The following is a 16,420-nucleotide window of genomic DNA, read 5'->3' on the forward strand; positions in this document are numbered from 1 at the left end:
CGGGGAAACTGCTATGACAATGCTATGGCCGAGAATTTCTTTGGTATTCTGAAAACCGAATGCATTTACCGACAAAAGCTCAAAACGTTTCAGCAGGCCAACGACCTGATCGACGAATACATTCACTTCTATAACCACGAGCGGCTCCAAACAAAGACTGGCCTGGCTCCGCTCTCGCTTCGCCAGGCCAGTCTTTGATTTGCTCGTTCTTACCCCTTGCAGGCCTCTTTTTTGTACTGTCCGCACAATATGGGGCGGTTCATTGTGCCTGGGGCGGGGGCTCCTTTTATTTGTTTGGGTTTTACATCTTCTCGGGGACGTTGATCTTGAACATGGTCAGCACGTTGTGGATGATGTTCTTGACGCCGATGCAGAGAGCCAGACGGGCCTGCTGGACGGCGGGGTCGGCGCCCTGGATGCGGCAGCTGCCGTAGAAGTGGTGGAACGCACCGGCCAGGTCGATGACAAAGCGATTGATCCGGCTGGGGTCGTACTTCTCGGCGGCCATGACGATCTCCTGGGGGAAGGCAGCCAGCATCCGAATCAGCTCATCCTCGGCGGGCTCGGTCAGCAGGGCGGGGTTGACGCCCTCTTCGCCCCCAAAGACCACCCCGTCGCTCTCCAGCTTTTTCAGGATGGAGCAGATCCGGGCGTGGGCGTACTGGACGTAGTAGACCGGGTTATCGTTGTCGGTCTTGACGGCCTGGTCCAGGTCGAAGTCGATGCCGCTGCCTGCGTCGTGCATATTGAAGAGGAACCGTGCGCTGTCGATGGGCACTTCCTCCAGCAGGTCGGTCAGGGTGATGGCGTTGCCGGTCCGCTTGGACATCCGGACGGGCTGGCCGTCCTGCATCAGGTTGACCATCTGCATCAGGACCACGTCCAGCCGGCTGCCGTCCAGGCCGATGGCGTCCATGGCGCCCTTCATCCGGGCCACGTGGCCGTGATGGTCGGCGCCCCAGACGTCGATGGCCTTGTCAAAGCCGCGGGTGGCCAGCTTGTTGTAGTGGTAGGCGATATCGGCGGCAAAGTAGGTGGGGATGCCGTTGGCACGGACCAGAACCTCGTCCTTGGCCTGCTCCTCCGAGCCGTCATCGGTCTTCTTCTTGTTGGCGGTGCCGTACTTCTCGGCATACTGGGCGCTGCGGTACATCACGGCGCCGTCCTCGGCCTTGTAGCAGGCGCCCTTCTCCAGCAGCAGATCCACCACCTGCTGAACTGCGCCCGACTCGTGCAGGGTGCTCTCGGGGAACCAGACGTCGTACTCGATCCGGTACTTGCCCAGATCCCGCTTCAGGGCGGCGATGTTCTTGGGCAGGGCGTAGCCCACCAGGGCATCCTTCAGGGCTGCGAAGCCCTCGCTCTCATAGAGGGCGTCCTCGGCCAGACCCTGGCAGGGGGCGACGTAGCGGTCGCCCTTCTTGTCGGCGAACTCCAGGGCCAGCACCTTGATGTCGCCGCCCTGGTAGCACTCCTTGGGCAGGGGATAGGCCTCCTCGCCACAGTAGTGCTGCAAATACCGGATGGCCAGGCTCTTGCCGAACTTCTGGATCTGGTTGCCCGCGTCGTTGATGTAGAACTCACGGGTCACGTCATAACCGGCCCAGTCCAGCACAGCGGCCAGGCAGTCGCCCAGAGCGCCGCCCCGGGCGTTGCCCATGTGCATGGGGCCGGTGGGGTTGGCGGAGACGAACTCCACGTTGTACTTTTTGCCCTGGCCGTAGTTGGTGCGGCCGTAGTGGGGGTTGGAGCAGGCGGCCAGCACCACCTTGCCCCAGAAGCTGGGGGCAAAGAACAGGTTGATGAAGCCGGGGCCGGCCACCTCGACCTTCTCAAAGCAGCTGCCGGACAGATCGGGCAGGTGGGCGGTGATGGCCTCGGCGATCATCTTGGGGGCCTTGTGCCAGGTGCGGGCGCCCGCCATGGCCAGGTTGGAGGCCACGTCGCCGTTCTTGGTGTCGGCGGGGATCTCCACGATAAAGGCGGGCAGCTCGGCGGCGGGCAGAGCGCCGGCCTCCATGGCGGCCTGGGCGGCCTGGGTCAGCAGGGCCCGGGCCTCGCTCAGGGCTGCCTGCCGGGGGTTGTAGTTTTCAAACAGTTCGTTCATGGGTCATAATCCTTTCTTCTATCCAAACCTTGTTCCATCCACGGGGTTAGTTTACGTGATTCACCGTGACTTCCAGGGAGTTTTGACTGATCATGGCGGCGTTATCGGCGTCCAGCAGATAGCTGAACTTGGCGGTGCCGCCCTTTTCGCTCAGGTTGCAGACGATCTCGTCCGCCGTGACCCCCAGGGTCACCGAGCCGTAGCCGGTCTCGTAGTGGCAGAGGTTCCGCCGCCCCTTTTCAATCACCAGCTGGGTGTGGGCAGGGCCTCGCCGGAGCAGCGCCACCCGGCTGGAATCCGCCGCCAGCTTGATGGTGGTCACACAGCCCGCGTACCCGGTGGTCTCGGTCTCATTATAGGTAATATAATAGCTGCCGCCCCGGGCCACAAAGCTGCCCCGGGTCATCAGCTCGACTTCCTGGCGGTCGTCGTCCTGGTCGATCCGGCTTTTGATGCGGATGATATAATCTTCCTTCAACGTCTTTTCATTCCTTGTCAGTATTTGTCAATGGCGATCTGCTCCACCTTGCCGCCCCGGTATTCCCCGAGGAACAGGTCGGCGGTCTGGGCGAAGCTGTCGGGGGTGTCGCTGACGTAGTAGTGGGCCTGGCCCTCGGGGCGGCTGGCCCGCAGCCCCTTTTCTCCCAAAAGCTGTTCCAGATGGTGGGCGGCGGCCTGGCCGGGGTCCACCAGCGCCACCTGGGGGCCCATGTATTCGCCGATCATCCCCTTGATCAGGGGGTAGTGGGTGCAGCCCAGAATCAGGGTGTCCACCCCTGCTTCCCGGATGCCGGCCAGGTACTGCTCGATCACCAGTCGGGTGATCTGCTGGTGCTCGGGGGCGCTGCCGTCCACATAGCCGGCCTCCACCAGGGGCACAAAGAGGGGACAGGCCTGGGTGGCGATCTCTGCCCCCGGCACCAGCCGCCGCAGCAGGGTCTCGTAGCTGCGGGAGCGGATGGTGGCGGCGGTGCCGATGACACCGATCCGCCGGCTCCGGGTCAGGAACGCCGCTTCCCGGGCGGCGGCGGCTACCACTCCCAAAAAGGGCACCGGCAGCGCCTCGGCCTCGGCAGCGGGGTAGATGCTGGAGACGGTGCCGCAGGCGGCCATGATGCACTTGACGTTCTGGGAGAGCAGGAACGCGATGTCCTGCCGGGCATACTGGAGGATGGTCTCGGGGCTCCGGCTGCCGTAGGGCACCCGGCCGGTGTCGCCAAAGTAGACGATGTTCTCGCTGGGCAGCCGCTTGCGCAGCTCCCGCACCCCGGTCAGGCCCCCCAGACCGCTGTCAAACACGCCGATGGGGCGGTTATCCATGGTTCGGCACCGCCCTTTCCAGCGCCAGGGCGATCAGGCGGTCGATCAGCTGGGGGACGGGCAGGCCGTCGTGCTCCATCAGCTTCGGATACATGCTGATGGGGGTGAAGCCGGGCAGGGTGTTGATCTCGTTGATGAGCACCCGGCCGGTGCCCCGCTCCACGAAGAAGTCACACCGGGCCAGGCCCTCGCAGCCCAGGGCGGTATAGGCCTTGACGGCGTAGTCCTTCACCTCGTCCAGCTTTTCCTCCGACAGGCGGGCCGGGATCACCACCTGGCTGACGCCGTTCTTGTACTTGTCGTCGTAGGTGTAGAACTCGGCCCCTGCCAGGATCTCACCCGGGCGGGTGGAGACGGCGGGCTCGGAGCCGATGACGGCGCACTCCACTTCCTGGCCGTCCACAAAGGACTCGAACACCAGCTTTTTGTCGTGGACGAGGGCCAGATCAATGGCAGCTTTCAGCTCCTCAGCGTTGGCGGCCTTGGAAATGCCCACGCTGGAGCCCGCGTTGGCGGGTTTTACAAAGATAGGGTAGCCCAGTTTCTCCTCCAGCTGGGCCCGGATGCCCTCCGGGTCGGCCTGGAGCTGCCACCGGGTGAAGGACAGCCAGGGGCAGTGGGGGACGCCGCCCTGCTCAAAGAGGGCGTTGGCCACCGCCTTGTCCATGCAGGCCGCGCTGGCCAGCACGCCGCAGCCCACATAGGGGATGCCCGCCAGCTCCAAAAGGCCCTGGACGGTGCCGTCCTCGCCCCACAGGCCGTGCAGGGCCGGGATCACCGCGTCCACATGGAGTTTTTCCACCTGGCCCGAGGGGGTGAAGAGGATCATCCCATGGTCGGCCCGGTCGGGGCTGATGACGCAGGGCATATTGGTGGCCAGCTCTTCCCAGCTGCCGTCGGCCATCTGGGCCGAGGTGGCCTCGGTGTACAGCCAGCGGCCCTCCTTGGTGATGCCGATCTTCAGCAGCTCGTATTTCTCAGGGTCGATGTGGTCCACAAAGGTGCCGGCGGACACGCGGCTGACCTCGTGCTCGCTGGACATACCGCCGAACAGAAGGGCCACGCACAGCGGGTGGCCGGATTGTGCTTGTTCTAATGCCATAATCTCTCTACACTCCTATTATCTATAAGCCCGGCATACTGCCGACAGTTCATAAGTACGACCACTATACCATAAAAATACCTTTGTTTCCACTGTCAGAGAGAAGTTTGCCGCCCTGACGCAGAAAAAAATCAGAAAATCGGTAAAATTGAGCTTGACGGATGGAAAAGTGCGTGGTAAAATGATATCACCTCTTTTGCGGGGGTTATTAAGTGCGCCTGTTTTTGCGGGCCGCCCTGCAAGCCGAGGGAGGTTCAGAACAACCGTTATAATGGAGGTGTCAACAAATGACAGTGAAAATCACTCTCGCCTGCACCGAGTGCAAGCAGCGCAATTACAACACCACGAAGAACAAGAAGAACAACCCTGATCGTCTCGAGATGAAGAAGTACTGCCGCTTCTGCAAGAAGCACACGGTTCATCGCGAAACCAAGTAAGAAAGGCGGACGGCAATATGGCAGACAAAACCGAGAAAACACCGGGCTTTGTGGCCAGAATGAAGGCTGCTGTCAAAAACTTCTTCGGCGGCATCGCGAAGTTTGTCCGCGATACCAAGAACGAGCTGAAGAAGGTCGTCTGGCCCTCCAAGGCCGACGTCAAGACCAACACCCTGGTGGTGCTGGTGGTGGTAGCCATCGCAGCTGTCGTGATGATCGTTCTGGATGCTGTCTTCGGCGGCATCCTGGGCCTGATCATCGGCGCTTAAAGCATCTTGAGGAAACGGAGGCAGACCTAAAATGGAAGAACAGTCCAATGAAGCCCTCTGGTATGTCGTGCATACCTATTCCGGCTACGAGAATAAAGTGGCAACGGACCTTCAGACCATGGTGGAAAACCGCCGCCTGCAGGATCTGATCTGCGACATCAAGGTCCCTGTTGAAATGGTGCCCGAGATCAAGGACGGCAAAGAACGCCTGGTGGAGCGGAAACTGTTCCCCGGCTACGTTCTGGTCAAGATGGTTATGAACGACGACACCTGGTATGTTGTGCGGAACACCCGCGGCTGCACCGGTTTCGTCGGCCCGGCTTCCAAGCCGGTCCCCCTGACCCCTGAGGAAGTCGAGAAGATGGGCGTGGAGTCGCAGGCCCCGCTGACCGTGGATTTCAAGGTCGGCGACAATGTGCAGATCACGTCCGGCCCCCTGGAAGGCTTTATGGGCCTGGTGGAGGCCATCGACACCGAGAGCTTCAAAGTCAAGCTCAAGGTGAACATGTTCGGGCGCGAGACCCCCGCCGAGGTGGATATCGCGCAGGTTGAGCTGCCGTAACGCGCGGCAGGTAGTTTATCAAGGTAAGACCGCATGCGGTTCTTATAGAGCGTGTTTTCGGACATGCTCGTGGGAGGCTCGCAGACAGCGGGCCGCAACTCACCACAGATTTTTGGAGGTGCATTTATCATGGCACAGAAAGTAACTGGCTACATTAAGCTGCAAATCGAGGCCGGCAAGGCGACTCCGGCTCCTCCTGTTGGTCCCGCTCTGGGCCAGAAGGGCGTCAACATCATGGCGTTCACCAAGGAGTTCAACGAGCGTACCAAGAACCAGATGGGTTATGTCATCCCCGTCGTCATCACCGTTTACGCCGACCGCTCCTTCAGCTTCATCACCAAGACTCCCCCGGCTGCTGTCCTGATCAAGAAGGCTGCCGGCCTCACCACGGCTTCCGGCAAGCCCAACAAGGACAAGGTTGGTTCTCTGACCGCCGCACAGGTTGAGGAGATCGCAAAGACCAAGATGCCCGACCTGAACGCTGCTTCTCTCGAGGCTGCGTGCAGCATGATCCGTGGCACCTGCCGCAGCATGGGCGTCACCGTCGAAGGCTGAGACACAAACAGTGGGAGGGCGTAACCGCCCGCAAGACCACATAGGAGGATATACGAATGAAACACGGCAAGCATTATGTCGACGCTGCCAAGCAGGTCGATTCTACCAAAGTGTACGATGTGAACGAGGCGCTGGAGCTGGCTTGCAAGATCGCTTCCGCCAAGTTCGACGAGACCGTTGAGCTGCACGTCCGCCTGGGCGTTGACGGCCGTCACGCTGACCAGCAGGTCCGCGGCGCCGTCGTCCTGCCCAACGGCACCGGCAAGACCGTCCGCGTCTGCGCCATCGCCAAGGGCCCCGCTGCTTCTGCTGCAGAGGCAGCCGGCGCTGATATCGTGGGCGACGACGAGCTGATCACCCGCATCGCCGGCGGCTTCATGGATTTCGACGTTGTCGTTACCACCCCCGACATGATGGGCAAGGTCGGCCGCCTCGGTAAGATCCTCGGACCTCGCGGCCTGATGCCCAACCCCAAGGCTGGCACCGTGACCCCCGACCTGGCCAAGGCTGTCAAGGAGGCTAAGGCTGGTAAGATCGAGTACCGTCTGGACAAGCAGAACATCATCCATGTGCCCGTGGGCAAGGCTTCCTTCGGCGCTGAGAAGCTGTTCACCAACCTGGACACCGTCATGGAGGCTATCGCTAAGGCGAAGCCCGCCGCCGCCAAGGGCACCTACTTCAAGAGCGCAACCATCGCCACCACCATGGGCCCTGGCATCCGCCTGAACACCCTGAAGTACGGCGTCTGATTTTAGCAAAAAAATCAGAAAAACTACTTGACAAACCCGCGTTTCTGCGGTAAAATATCGTTGCTGTTTTTAAGACAGCAGGCGCTGGAGTCCAGTGTAAAGTTGATCCGCCTGCCGAGAAACGCGTAAAGTTGTTTTATGCCTCTCTCTCGGCCTCAGTGCGCGGGAGAGAGGCTTTTTTGCTGCTCCGGCTTTTGATAGAGATGTTTTGAAACGAGGTGAAACCGAAATGCCCAGTGCAAAGATTCTTTCTGAAAAGCAGGCGTATGTCGCTGATCTGAAGGCTAAGTTTGACAATGCGGTTTCCGGCTGTGTGGTTGCTTACGGCGGTATCAACGTCGAGAATGACACCAAGCTGCGTAAGGAGCTGCGTGAGGCAGGCGTCGAGTATATGGTTGTGAAGAACACCATGCTGCGTCTGGCTGTCAAGGGTACCTCCGTCGAGGGCCTGACCGAGAACTTCACCGGCGACACCGCTGTCGCATTCGCTCACGCTGAGGATCCCATGGCTGCCGCCCGTATCCTGTGCAAGTACCAGGACGGCGACAAGTCCAAGAAGTTCGTCGTCAAGGGCGGCTTCCTGGAGGGCAAGGTCCTGAGCGCTGCTGAGACCAACGCCATCGCCAAGCTGCCCGGCCGCGAAGGCATGCTGTCCATGTTTGCAGGCGCCCTCACCAGCACCCTGTCTGGTCTGGCTGTTGCTATGCAGGCTTTTGTCGACAAGCAGGAGGAGCCCGCTGCTTGATTGCAGTGTGACTCTTAACACAAAACGAAATTCATCCCACACAAAAATAACTGATATTGGAGGGTTATTACCATGGCTTCTGAGAAGATTACTGCCATCATCGAGTCCGTTAAGGGCCTGTCCGTCCTGGAGCTGAAGGAGCTGATCGACGCTTACTGCGAAGAGTTCGGCGTTTCCGCTGTTGCTGCTGCTCCCGTCGCTGGCGGCGCTGCTCCCGCTGCTGAGGAGGAGGAGAAGACCGAGTTCGACGTCATCCTGGCTGAGGCTGGCGCTACCAAGATGCAGGTCATCAAGGTTGTTAAGGAGATCACCGGTCTGGGCCTGAAGGAGGCCAAGGCTATCGTTGACGGCGCTCCCAAGGCTGTCAAGGAGAAGGCTTCCAAGGCTGACGCTGAGGACATCAAGAAGAAGCTGGAGGAAGTCGGCGCTAAGGTCGAGATCAAGTAATTTGATCCCCCTGCTGATTTAATCCGAAAACAAAGCAATTTGTCTGGAGCTCAGGAAACTGGGCTCCAGTTTTTTTGCGCCCATTTTCCCCGGGCCCATGCGTAGTATAAAAAAGCGCGCCCCCTGTGAAAGCAGGGGACGCGCTTTAACTTTTGGTTTAGAAATAGTGGTAGGCGTGTCGTTTGAGGAAAAGGAAGAAGACGCTGACCACCACCGCCATCATCTCCGCCGCTACGATGGAGAGCCAGATGCCGTCCAGCCCCCAGATCAGGGGGAAGGTGAGCACCGCCGCCACCTGAAACAGCAGGGTGCGCAAAAAGGAGATGATGGCCGAGACCAGCCCGTCGTTCAGGGCGGTGAAGAAGGAGGACCCGAACACCGCAAACCCGAAGAAGAGGAAGGAGAAGGAATAGAGGAAGAAGGCCCGCAGGGTGATCTCCAACAGTTCCGGGTCGTAGCCTACAAAGAGGGTGGAGAGGGGCTTTGCGAAGAGTTCCGCCGCCCCAAACATGACCAACGACAGGCAGGCGATGAGACAAAGACTCTTCTTTAATAGGTTGTTCAGTTCCTTGTAGTTGCCCGCTCCCGCGTGGTAGCTGATGACCGGGGCCACGCCCACCGAGTACCCCAGGAACACCGCCTGGAAGATGAAGTTCACATACATCAGCACCCCATAGGCGGCGATCCCGTTTTCTCCGGCATAGGCCAGCAGCTGGATGTTGTACAGCATGCTGACGATGGACATGGAGATATTAGACATCAGTTCCGAGGAGCCGTTGGTACAGGTCCGCAGCAGGGCTTTGCCGTCGAACACCGGCCGGGAGAGCCGGAGCAGGCTGGTGTTGGGCCGGCCGAAGTAGACCAGGGGCAGGATGCCGCCCACACACTGGCTCATGGCGGTAGCCGCCGCAGCCCCCGCCAGCCCCCAGGAAAAGACCGCCACAAACAACGCATCCAGAACGGCGTTGGTGAGGCCTGCGGCTACCGTGACGTAGAGGCCCAGTTTGGGCTTTTGGGCGGTGGCAAAGAGGCACTGAAACTCGTATTGCAGGATGAAGGCGGGCAGGGCCAGCAGGATCACCCGGCCGTAGGCGATGCTGTTTTCCAGCATCTGCCCCTCGGCGCCCAGCAGAGCGGCCAGGGGCCGGAGGAGCAGCTGCCCCAGCACTGCCAGCAGGAAACCGCTGGCCAGGGAGGCCGCCACCAGCATGGAAAAAATCTCGTTGGCCTTTTTCTGGTCCCCCTCGCCCAGGGTTTTGGCGATGAGGGCGCCGCCGCCGGTGCCGAACATAAAACCGATGGCACCCAGAATCATCAGGACGGGCATAATAAAGTTGACGGCGGCAAAGGGGGTTTTGCCCACATAGTTGGAGACAAAGAAGCCGTCCACCACGCCATAAATCGAGGTGAATACCAGCATCACAATGGACGGCAGGGTAAAACGCAGCAAACGCTTATAGTCGAAATGGTCGGATAATTGAATCATAGCTTCCTCCATAGCGGATGGCGGCAGACCGGGCCGCCGGTTGATGGTTTAAGGGGTGTTCAGGCCCGGACGCTGGGGCAGCTGCTCGGCCTTTTGGGCCAGCTGGGCCAGATACCGCTCGGTGAGTTTGAGATAAATTTCCAGCTCCTCGGGGGTCCAGTCTTCGAGAATGTCGTTCTCGATCTGGATGACCTGGCGGGCGGTTTTTTCGGCAAAGGCTTTGCCGGGTTCGGTCAGACAGACCTCCTTGGCCTTGCCGTCCACCGCCCGCAGATAGATAACTCCCTCCCGTTCCAGCCCCCGCAGGGCCGAGTTCACCGTCTGTTTGCTCAGGCCGGTTTGGCGGCAGATCTCATGGAGCGGGCAGCGATCGCCGCTGTCGGTGTCGCAGATGGTATACAGGATCTTGGAGACGCTGTCCGATACCCCCAGCTTGCGGGCCACCTCGTGGTAGGTCCCGTCGATCTCTCCCAACAGGTAGTTTAACCGTTTTAAACTTCCAGAACTCTGTGTGCTCATAATACCCTCCTTTTTTGTACGAAATCGTACCATCCGGATTATAGCGGAGAAGGCTTTAAAAATCAAGCCCCGCCCTCAAACAAAAAACCCCAGGGCCGCAGCCCCGGAGTAGTGGAATTATTCGTCGGCTTCCTCGTCCAGCTCCAGCAGCGGCAGCCGCAGGGTGAAGCAGCTGCCCTTGCCTACCTCGCTTTCCAGCAGAATCTCCCCCTGGTGCAGGTGGGCCAGCTCCTGGGCGATGGTCAGCCCCAGGCCGGTGGATTCGTGCTTGCGTCCGTTGGTGGTGCGGAAATACCGCTGGAACACCGCCGCCTGTTCCTCGGGGGGAATGCCGCAGCCGGTGTCCCGCACCGAGACCAAGGCCGCGCCCTCCCCGGCCCGGCAGATCACTTCCACCTGGCCCCCGGCGGGGGTGTAGTAGATGGCGTTGGTCACCAGGTTTTGCACCACCTGCTGCAAACGCACCGCATCGCCCCAGACCAGCAGGGGCTGGGTGGTGTCAGCCCGGAGGGTGACCCCTTTTTTATTGGCTTCGGCCTGGCAGGCCCCGCAGACCAGGGCGGTCTGCTCGTTGAGCATCACCTGGTCCTCGTTGAGCATCACCTGTTTTTGTTCCAGTTTGGCCGCCAGAAACAGGTCTTCGGTGAGCCGGCGGAGAAAGCCCATCCGCTCCCGCAGGGCGGGCAGCAGATCCGGCAGAAGGTCCGGGGCGGTGGTCAGGGTGTCCAGCCCGTTGCTCACCGCAAAGAGGGGGCTGCGCAGGTCGTGGAAGATGTTCAGCATCATGCTCTCCCGGGCTTCCACCTGCTCGGCGAGAGCCTGGGTGCGCTGGGCCACCCGGCGGTCCAGCTCCCGGGCCAGCTGTTCGGTGCGGTCAAACTGCTGGGCGAACCGGCGGCAGACAAAGATCATACATCCCAGAGCAAAGGGCAGGTCGTAGATGCGGGAGCAGCGGAGGATGTAAAAATCCAGAGATTCCAGGAAAAAGGGGAGGCGGAGACTGGGCAGAACCACCCAGACCCGGAGCCCGGTGGTGACGGCACAGCCCAGCAGCAGCTGGGAGGCGCCTTCCAACTCTTTCCAGTAGGCCCGAAGAAGGAACAGCTGGCAATAGAGCATTCCGGCGATCAGGGTCCCTACCCGGATGAAGGGGACGGGGGAGAGGCTGAGCAGCCCGAATGAAATGGCCAGGACGGTGGCGCCGACCCGCCCCTGGGGCGCCGCCAGGGGCAGACCCAGCAGGGCCGAAGAGAGCCAGATGGCCGCCAGCAGCATAAAGGAGAAACAGAGCATCGAGAGAAGGCGAAAGAGCTCGCCGTCCTCGGCGGGAAAACGGTAGATGAGCACGCTCCAGACCAGCATCACCGCCAGGTAAAAGAGGAAGTACCCCAGTTCCCGCTGGTGTTTGTAGTAAAAAAGGGCCAGCACGAAAACGAAGGTCATCCCAAAACAGGCGATGGCCAGCAGCTGGAACAGCTGGCGCAGTTCCTCGTTGGCGGCGGACTGGGCGGGGGTGCTGACCCAGATCACGGGGATTGTCTCACATTGAAGGATTAGGTGGACGGGATCCCCGGTACAGCGCAGGTGATACAGGCCCTTCTGTTCGGTTTCGGTTCCGCCTTCCAGCAGCCGTCCCTGGTAGTTCATGCAGAGGACCAGCGTCTCCAGCTCCGGGTCGGGCGTGAAGGCAAAACTCCACTGATTGGGGGCGGTCTGCTCCCAGCCCACCAGGGTGGTGCCCGCGGCGGCATCGGCGGGGCTCAGGGTTCCACCGTTTTTCATCACCGGCTCCCGGGCGTTGAGAAAGATCCCCGCCAGGGCCAGGGACAGCGTAAGCAGGGTGGAAAAAAGGATGAGGGGGATTTTTTTGGATGGCATAGCGGTTACCTCCTGGCCCGCAGCGGCAAAATGTGAGGGTTTTGGTTCCTGTATTGTGCGGGAGAGCAAAATAGAGTATACTTTTACTTAGGTCAGTTTACAAGGAACTACACGCAGACCGTGAAACGGGCTGCTGACAACAAACGGCGCTATGCTCCCGGCTGGGTGCATAGCACCTGTTTGTTGCGGGGGTTTCCAAAGGGGGCAGCGCCCCATTTGGCACACGACTTTGCGGAGCAAAGTGTAGTGTGTTATACGCTCTGTCGGCGTTGCCCTGAAAATACCGTTGCCGCCGGGGAGGGCAAGGGCATTTGACGCGGCAGGAAAGCAGGGCTTTGTTTGGGGCTGGTAAGCCGGAAACAAAGGGCTGATTTCAGCAGCAGACAGGGCGTATTATGAAAGCCCCCGTCCCTCGTCCTCCGCCCCCGGCCTATGGGACAAAAAGTCCCAAAGCTCTGGACACCGTGACCAGATGTGTGGCCACACTCCGGGAAAAGTAGCAGGACGGCAGGAAACCGTCAAGGCTGAAATGAATGGGCTGACGCCCGGCCTTGACCGTTCCCCGCCGCCCCGCTGGATGGGTGGACAAGGTGGCCAATCCCTAAAAGTGTTTGGCCGCACTCGTTCATTTTGGGGCCTTTCTTCTCCCAAAATTGAAATGGGCGGGAAAGCCCTAAAATGGCTTTCCCGCCTTGATTACCCATTAGCAAAGACGGGCGAGACTGTCAACGGCGGCGCTGAAAGCGCCGTTCATCTTGACCGTTGACTGGCTCGCCTGGCTTTGCTACTGCCCGTAAGAGATGGAAAAACAAGATGGAAAACAAGGTTAAAAATGGTTGACAAGTCTATCGGATGTGTGTTATACTGTGCGACAGTTTGAGATTGGAAGGAGGCTTACGTGTGTTAATTTGTGTACGCTAATAAGCAATAAAAAGTAGAAGTACCTTTCCACATGATGGTGGGCTTTTTTTGCGTGCGTATGCAAAGGAACACGTAGGTTTGACACGAGCAGTCTTTGAACTGTATCGTGGTGTTTTTTCGTGCTTTGTTGTTATGCAGGCGTCTGCCCTCTCTGTGGGACAACGCCTGCTTTTTATTGCAGAAACAAAGGAACAATGCAATAAAAAAGGAGGTTCGCATTATGACCCAAAACAACAATTCATGGAGAAAAACTTATTTTACACTTCTTGCCGGACAAGCAATATCCTTTATTAGCAGCGGTATTTTGCAAATGGCCATTATCTTTTATTTGGTTGCGAAAACTAATTCTGCAATCATATTGACGGCGGCAACACTGATTGGATTTTTGCCGCAAGCCTGTTTAGGCCCGTTTGCAGGTGCTTTTGTTGACCGGCACAGCCGTAAAAGCGTAATGATTGGTGCGGATTTGATAATTGCCGCCGCTGGCGGTATTCTGGCGCTGGTGGCGTTTTACATGGAATTGCCCGTATGGTCTATTATGGTTGTCCTGTTAATCCGAAGTGCGGGAACTGCTTTTCATTCTCCAGCATTCAGCGCAGCAACACCTATGATTGTGCCAAAAGAGGAACTTACAAAATGCGCTGGTTACACGCAGACCATGCAAGCAGTAAGTGCGATTATCAGTCCAGCTGCCGCAGCGTTTTTATATGCTGTTTGGCCTCTTAATGCAATTATATTGTTAGATATTGTGGGTGCAATCCTTGCCTGTGTGACTGTTGCGATTTCGTCCATACCAACGCCTGAACTATGTCCAGAAACGAAAAGACAACAGTTTTTACAGGATATGAAAGAGGGGTATGTGGTATTAAAGCAAAACAGGGGCCTCTTTGCTCTGCTCTGGATTGGTGTAATTTATATGTTCTTTTATATGCCAATCAGTACGCTTTTTCCTCTCATCTGTATGTCATACTTCAAAGGAACACCGGCCCATGCCTCTGCCGCTGAAATTGCTTTTGCGGTTGGTATGCTGCTTGGCGGAGTCATTCTGAGCATTTGGGGCGGTTTTAAGAAACGGCGGTACACCATCGGTCTTTCCGTTCTCCTGATGGGCGTTAGCAATATGCTCTCCGGGCTATTGCCGCCAGACGCATTTCTTGTCTTTGTTGTGTGCTGTACTGTTATGGGAATTTCCGCTCCATTTTACGGTGTGCAAAATGCGATTTTTCAAGAAACGGTCAAACCAGAATATCTGGGGAGAGTTTTTTCTCTACTGACAAGCGCCGCTTCCCTCGCCATGCCGTTTGGCCTTGTCATTTCCGGGCCTCTGGCGGAGCGGCTGGGAGTTGAGAAATGGTTTGTCATTTGCGGAATTGGCATTATCATCGTTGCGCTTGCCGTATTTTTACTACCCGGTTTGAGAGAGATTGACAATACGCAATAATCAACTGCACCTTTTTCTATTACTAAACAAAATGCCTGGATGGTGGTTCTGAAAAACCAGAACCGCCGTTCAGGCATTTTTTATCTTCGTCCTCTCTGCGGTTTTGGATTCTTCAGCAAGTCGGATTTTTCCGCAATCTTTTTCAGCCACTTCCGTTCTTCTACTGACAGCTTCCTAAAATTCAGCTTGAGCCGTTTGCAGATAAACGCCAAGTACGCTTGTTCCGTGTCGCTGTCCTGGCTGACGATTTCACCAGCAGTTTCCAGCATTTCTTTTAGCGGGTTATCCTCTGGGACGCTGAAAAAATCGTCCTTGTGTGTTTCCCGCAGAGCAAGGGCAATCCCGTTTATGTCCCGTTGTATCACATAGCGGCAAAACTCGTCCTCATCAATATGGGCGGTGATAAGCTGTCTTAACTGCGTATCACTCATGCCAGGATTATGCTTTTTTATAACAGTTGCGCTCATCGTGTCCACTATGGCGTTTGCACCCTGCGCCTGTTTCAGTGCCGTTCCGTTCACATAGATTTCAAGGTCAGCCATCAGCCGGGGGAAATCCGGGTGCGCCGCCAGCTCACACAGCAGGGTATTGTCTATCCTCCCGCTTTTCAGCAGGTCAATCATTTCATCACTCAAACGCAGGTCTGCAAGATCGGCGTTTGGGTGATTTTTCATTTCAGACAGCCCCAGCAGATAATCAGCGGTCACACCGTAAAACTTCGCCAGCCGGATAAGGGCATAGTGGCTGATGTCCTTGAAGTCTTCCGTTTCGTAACTGCCCAGCGCAGACTTGGAAAGCCCGGTCTGCTCCGCAAGCTGCCCCAGCGTCAAGCCACGCTCCACACGTAGGTCTTTTAATCGCTCTTGTATGGATAAAGACATATTCACCCTCCTTGCTAGCTCAACGAAAGAGAAGCCGTTATGCTATGTACTATGCTCATAGCATAACGGCATAGGCATTTACAGTTTTATTTTACCATTTGCTACATCTTCACGAAATTTATCAACAAGCTTCGCTGTCAGCTTGGATTTACCGTAGTGTTCAAGTACAAAAGTACGATAACTTTTTCCATCTACAAGCACATCACTTTTTCTGGTCAACAACCAATTTCCGTTACCTCCTCCCTGTTCTCTAATATTCCAGTCTTTCCCATATCTTTTATAGATTTCATCTTTTTTACCTTGAACAGACATTGATTCGCTTGGAATATAAACAATTTGCATAATAGCTCCTCCTTTATTTTGTGCAAGAAGACCAGAAACCTGAATTTGTCTTTTATCTTTTTTTGATTATATCACAAATCCGAGAGCGTGGAAATAGGGAGTTTTTCAGGCTGATTTCCTACCTCTTGGATATACGGCACAGGCGGTCAAAAAGGTGTAGACTTGGGATAGTTCATCGATGGACAAGCACCTTGGAAACAGAACACGCCAAAGAAAACGGAGGGACGCATGAGCAAAAGACCCTATCAACACCTGCCGCCGCTGGAACACAGGCCGGACGGCTCCCCCTACCGCATAACCCCGCCCCAGAAGAGACGAGCCAGCGGCCTGATACGCCGGGAGTGCTGCAACTGCGAGGACGGAAACTGCCTTGCGCTGGACGATGGCGACACCTGCGCCTGTCCGCAGATGATTTCGTTCTCCGTCTGCTGCAAGTGGTTCCGCTGGGCGGTCTTGCCGCTGGACAGGACGCTGGAAGCGGAGATTTACCGGGACAGGGACTTGAAACGCTGTGCGGAGTGCGGCGGTGTGTTCGTCCCGAAGTCCAACCGGGGCAAATACTGCCCGGACTGCGCCGCCAGAGTTCACAGGCGGCAGAAAACAGAAAGTGAACGGAAAAGGAGGTCTGCTGTGGACAGTTAAGAGCGGGAAAAGCCTTG

At 57.5% G+C, this 16,420-nt stretch carries 20 protein-coding genes; 11 read left to right on the forward strand and 9 right to left on the reverse strand.

The genetic code is table 11. The annotated features are described in order from the left end of the window. Window positions 1-198: IS3 family transposase (locus tag JCM17207_RS09730; protein ID WP_238317011.1), on the forward strand; the 198-nt coding region annotated here is incomplete at its 5' end. Between the two features lie 103 nt (window positions 199-301). Here the strand turns inward: JCM17207_RS09730 and argS are convergent. The 4 genes from argS to JCM17207_RS09750 are packed head-to-tail and all read right to left on the reverse strand — an operon-like array spanning window position 302 to window position 4,529. Continuing rightward, entirely contained in the window at window positions 302-2,107 is a 1,806-nt protein-coding gene (gene argS, locus JCM17207_RS09735) for an arginine--tRNA ligase (RefSeq protein WP_238317472.1), read from the reverse strand. Window positions 2,108-2,153: 46 nt separating this feature from the next. Then, the gene (locus JCM17207_RS09740; protein WP_238317473.1) at window positions 2,154-2,585 is read right to left on the reverse strand and encodes a YwiB family protein; all 432 of its coding nucleotides are present in this window, start codon (window positions 2,583-2,585) and stop codon (window positions 2,154-2,156) included. Between the two features lie 17 nt (window positions 2,586-2,602). Next, window positions 2,603-3,427, reverse strand: a complete 825-nt coding sequence (gene murI, locus JCM17207_RS09745; protein ID WP_238317474.1) for a glutamate racemase — start codon at window positions 3,425-3,427, stop codon at window positions 2,603-2,605. Beyond that, a complete protein-coding gene (locus tag JCM17207_RS09750) occupies window positions 3,420-4,529 on the reverse strand; it encodes a D-alanine--D-alanine ligase family protein (protein ID WP_238317475.1) in 1,110 nt (369 codons plus the stop codon). Before JCM17207_RS09750 ends, murI begins: the two co-directional genes overlap by 8 nt. Window positions 4,530-4,816: 287 nt before the next feature. Here JCM17207_RS09750 and rpmG point away from each other — a divergent pair, with 287 nt between their 5' ends. The 7 genes from rpmG to rplL all read left to right on the forward strand — a co-directional run bounded on the left by rpmG (window position 4,817) and on the right by rplL (window position 8,293). Next, window positions 4,817-4,966 carry a 50S ribosomal protein L33 gene (gene rpmG, locus JCM17207_RS09755; RefSeq protein ID WP_005920501.1) on the forward strand — a complete coding sequence of 50 codons (150 nt, stop codon included), beginning with the start codon at window positions 4,817-4,819 and terminating at the stop codon, window positions 4,964-4,966. Between the two features lie 17 nt (window positions 4,967-4,983). Then, window positions 4,984-5,235 carry a preprotein translocase subunit SecE gene (gene secE / locus JCM17207_RS09760; protein WP_238317476.1) on the forward strand — a complete coding sequence of 84 codons (252 nt, stop codon included), beginning with the start codon at window positions 4,984-4,986 and terminating at the stop codon, window positions 5,233-5,235. A gap of 31 nt (window positions 5,236-5,266) precedes the next feature. Further along, window positions 5,267-5,797 (forward strand): transcription termination/antitermination protein NusG, encoded by a 531-nt coding sequence (gene nusG / locus JCM17207_RS09765; protein ID WP_238317477.1) that lies wholly within the window; start codon window positions 5,267-5,269, stop codon window positions 5,795-5,797. A gap of 129 nt (window positions 5,798-5,926) precedes the next feature. Then, the gene (gene rplK / locus JCM17207_RS09770) at window positions 5,927-6,352 is read left to right on the forward strand and encodes a 50S ribosomal protein L11 (RefSeq protein WP_238317478.1); all 426 of its coding nucleotides are present in this window, start codon (window positions 5,927-5,929) and stop codon (window positions 6,350-6,352) included. A gap of 56 nt (window positions 6,353-6,408) precedes the next feature. Further along, window positions 6,409-7,101: a 50S ribosomal protein L1 gene (gene rplA / locus JCM17207_RS09775; RefSeq protein ID WP_238317479.1), complete on the forward strand. Its 693-nt coding sequence runs from the start codon at window positions 6,409-6,411 to the stop codon at window positions 7,099-7,101. A 229-nt stretch (window positions 7,102-7,330) separates the two neighbouring features. Beyond that, window positions 7,331-7,846, forward strand: coding sequence for a 50S ribosomal protein L10 (rplJ, locus tag JCM17207_RS09780; protein WP_238317480.1), 516 nt, complete (start codon window positions 7,331-7,333; stop codon window positions 7,844-7,846). Window positions 7,847-7,918: 72 nt separating this feature from the next. Beyond that, window positions 7,919-8,293 (forward strand): 50S ribosomal protein L7/L12, encoded by a 375-nt coding sequence (gene rplL, locus JCM17207_RS09785; RefSeq protein ID WP_238317481.1) that lies wholly within the window; start codon window positions 7,919-7,921, stop codon window positions 8,291-8,293. Window positions 8,294-8,450: 157 nt separating this feature from the next. Here rplL and JCM17207_RS09790 read toward each other — a convergent pair whose 3' ends face one another. From JCM17207_RS09790 to JCM17207_RS09800, 3 genes are all read right to left on the reverse strand, one after another. Then, a complete protein-coding gene (locus tag JCM17207_RS09790; RefSeq protein WP_238317482.1) occupies window positions 8,451-9,779 on the reverse strand; it encodes an MATE family efflux transporter in 1,329 nt (442 codons plus the stop codon). Between the two features lie 48 nt (window positions 9,780-9,827). Further along, window positions 9,828-10,298 (reverse strand): MarR family winged helix-turn-helix transcriptional regulator, encoded by a 471-nt coding sequence (locus JCM17207_RS09795; RefSeq protein ID WP_238317483.1) that lies wholly within the window; start codon window positions 10,296-10,298, stop codon window positions 9,828-9,830. 117 nt (window positions 10,299-10,415) lie between these two features. Next, window positions 10,416-12,176 (reverse strand): sensor histidine kinase, encoded by a 1,761-nt coding sequence (locus JCM17207_RS09800; protein WP_238317484.1) that lies wholly within the window; start codon window positions 12,174-12,176, stop codon window positions 10,416-10,418. A 529-nt stretch (window positions 12,177-12,705) separates the two neighbouring features. Here JCM17207_RS09800 and JCM17207_RS09805 point away from each other — a divergent pair. Together JCM17207_RS09805 and JCM17207_RS09810 are read left to right on the forward strand one after the other, a co-directional pair. Further along, window positions 12,706-12,942, forward strand: coding sequence for a hypothetical protein (locus JCM17207_RS09805; RefSeq protein ID WP_014080336.1), 237 nt, complete (start codon window positions 12,706-12,708; stop codon window positions 12,940-12,942). Between the two features lie 375 nt (window positions 12,943-13,317). Next, the gene (locus JCM17207_RS09810) at window positions 13,318-14,538 is read left to right on the forward strand and encodes a Mef(A)/Tet(V) family efflux MFS transporter (protein ID WP_002584949.1); all 1,221 of its coding nucleotides are present in this window, start codon (window positions 13,318-13,320) and stop codon (window positions 14,536-14,538) included. A gap of 80 nt (window positions 14,539-14,618) precedes the next feature. Here JCM17207_RS09810 and JCM17207_RS09815 read toward each other — a convergent pair whose 3' ends face one another. Both JCM17207_RS09815 and JCM17207_RS09820 read right to left on the reverse strand, forming a co-directional pair. Then, window positions 14,619-15,419: a helix-turn-helix domain-containing protein gene (locus tag JCM17207_RS09815; protein ID WP_002575858.1), complete on the reverse strand. Its 801-nt coding sequence runs from the start codon at window positions 15,417-15,419 to the stop codon at window positions 14,619-14,621. Window positions 15,420-15,497: 78 nt separating this feature from the next. Further along, the gene (locus JCM17207_RS09820; RefSeq protein ID WP_002575859.1) at window positions 15,498-15,761 is read right to left on the reverse strand and encodes a hypothetical protein; all 264 of its coding nucleotides are present in this window, start codon (window positions 15,759-15,761) and stop codon (window positions 15,498-15,500) included. A gap of 228 nt (window positions 15,762-15,989) precedes the next feature. Here JCM17207_RS09820 and JCM17207_RS09825 point away from each other — a divergent pair, with 228 nt between their 5' ends. Continuing rightward, on the forward strand, window positions 15,990-16,403 hold the full coding sequence (locus JCM17207_RS09825; protein WP_002575860.1) for a cysteine-rich VLP domain-containing protein: 414 nt from the start codon (window positions 15,990-15,992) through the stop codon (window positions 16,401-16,403). The last annotated feature ends 17 nt before the right edge of the window (window positions 16,404-16,420 follow it).

Origin of the sequence: Faecalibacterium gallinarum, from assembly GCF_022180365.1 — a bacterium.
Taxonomy (GTDB): domain Bacteria; phylum Bacillota; class Clostridia; order Oscillospirales; family Ruminococcaceae; genus Faecalibacterium; species Faecalibacterium gallinarum.

Coding starts and splice junctions, on each gene's coding strand:
- JCM17207_RS09795 (WP_238317483.1), bottom strand. CDS start 10,298: ATGAGCACACAGAGTTCTGGAAGTTTAAAACGGTTAAACTACCTGTTG.
- JCM17207_RS09810 (WP_002584949.1), top strand. CDS start 13,318: ATGACCCAAAACAACAATTCATGGAGAAAAACTTATTTTACACTTCTT.
- nusG (WP_238317477.1), top strand. CDS start 5,267: ATGGAAGAACAGTCCAATGAAGCCCTCTGGTATGTCGTGCATACCTAT.
- secE (WP_238317476.1), top strand. CDS start 4,984: ATGGCAGACAAAACCGAGAAAACACCGGGCTTTGTGGCCAGAATGAAG.
- rplA (WP_238317479.1), top strand. CDS start 6,409: ATGAAACACGGCAAGCATTATGTCGACGCTGCCAAGCAGGTCGATTCT.
- rplK (WP_238317478.1), top strand. CDS start 5,927: ATGGCACAGAAAGTAACTGGCTACATTAAGCTGCAAATCGAGGCCGGC.
- murI (WP_238317474.1), bottom strand. CDS start 3,427: ATGGATAACCGCCCCATCGGCGTGTTTGACAGCGGTCTGGGGGGCCTG.
- JCM17207_RS09815 (WP_002575858.1), bottom strand. CDS start 15,419: ATGTCTTTATCCATACAAGAGCGATTAAAAGACCTACGTGTGGAGCGT.
- JCM17207_RS09750 (WP_238317475.1), bottom strand. CDS start 4,529: ATGGCATTAGAACAAGCACAATCCGGCCACCCGCTGTGCGTGGCCCTT.
- JCM17207_RS09800 (WP_238317484.1), bottom strand. CDS start 12,176: ATGCCATCCAAAAAAATCCCCCTCATCCTTTTTTCCACCCTGCTTACG.
- argS (WP_238317472.1), bottom strand. CDS start 2,107: ATGAACGAACTGTTTGAAAACTACAACCCCCGGCAGGCAGCCCTGAGC.
- rplJ (WP_238317480.1), top strand. CDS start 7,331: ATGCCCAGTGCAAAGATTCTTTCTGAAAAGCAGGCGTATGTCGCTGAT.
- JCM17207_RS09825 (WP_002575860.1), top strand. CDS start 15,990: ATGAGCAAAAGACCCTATCAACACCTGCCGCCGCTGGAACACAGGCCG.
- JCM17207_RS09805 (WP_014080336.1), top strand. CDS start 12,706: ATGAATGGGCTGACGCCCGGCCTTGACCGTTCCCCGCCGCCCCGCTGG.
- JCM17207_RS09820 (WP_002575859.1), bottom strand. CDS start 15,761: ATGCAAATTGTTTATATTCCAAGCGAATCAATGTCTGTTCAAGGTAAA.
- JCM17207_RS09790 (WP_238317482.1), bottom strand. CDS start 9,779: ATGATTCAATTATCCGACCATTTCGACTATAAGCGTTTGCTGCGTTTT.
- rplL (WP_238317481.1), top strand. CDS start 7,919: ATGGCTTCTGAGAAGATTACTGCCATCATCGAGTCCGTTAAGGGCCTG.
- rpmG (WP_005920501.1), top strand. CDS start 4,817: ATGACAGTGAAAATCACTCTCGCCTGCACCGAGTGCAAGCAGCGCAAT.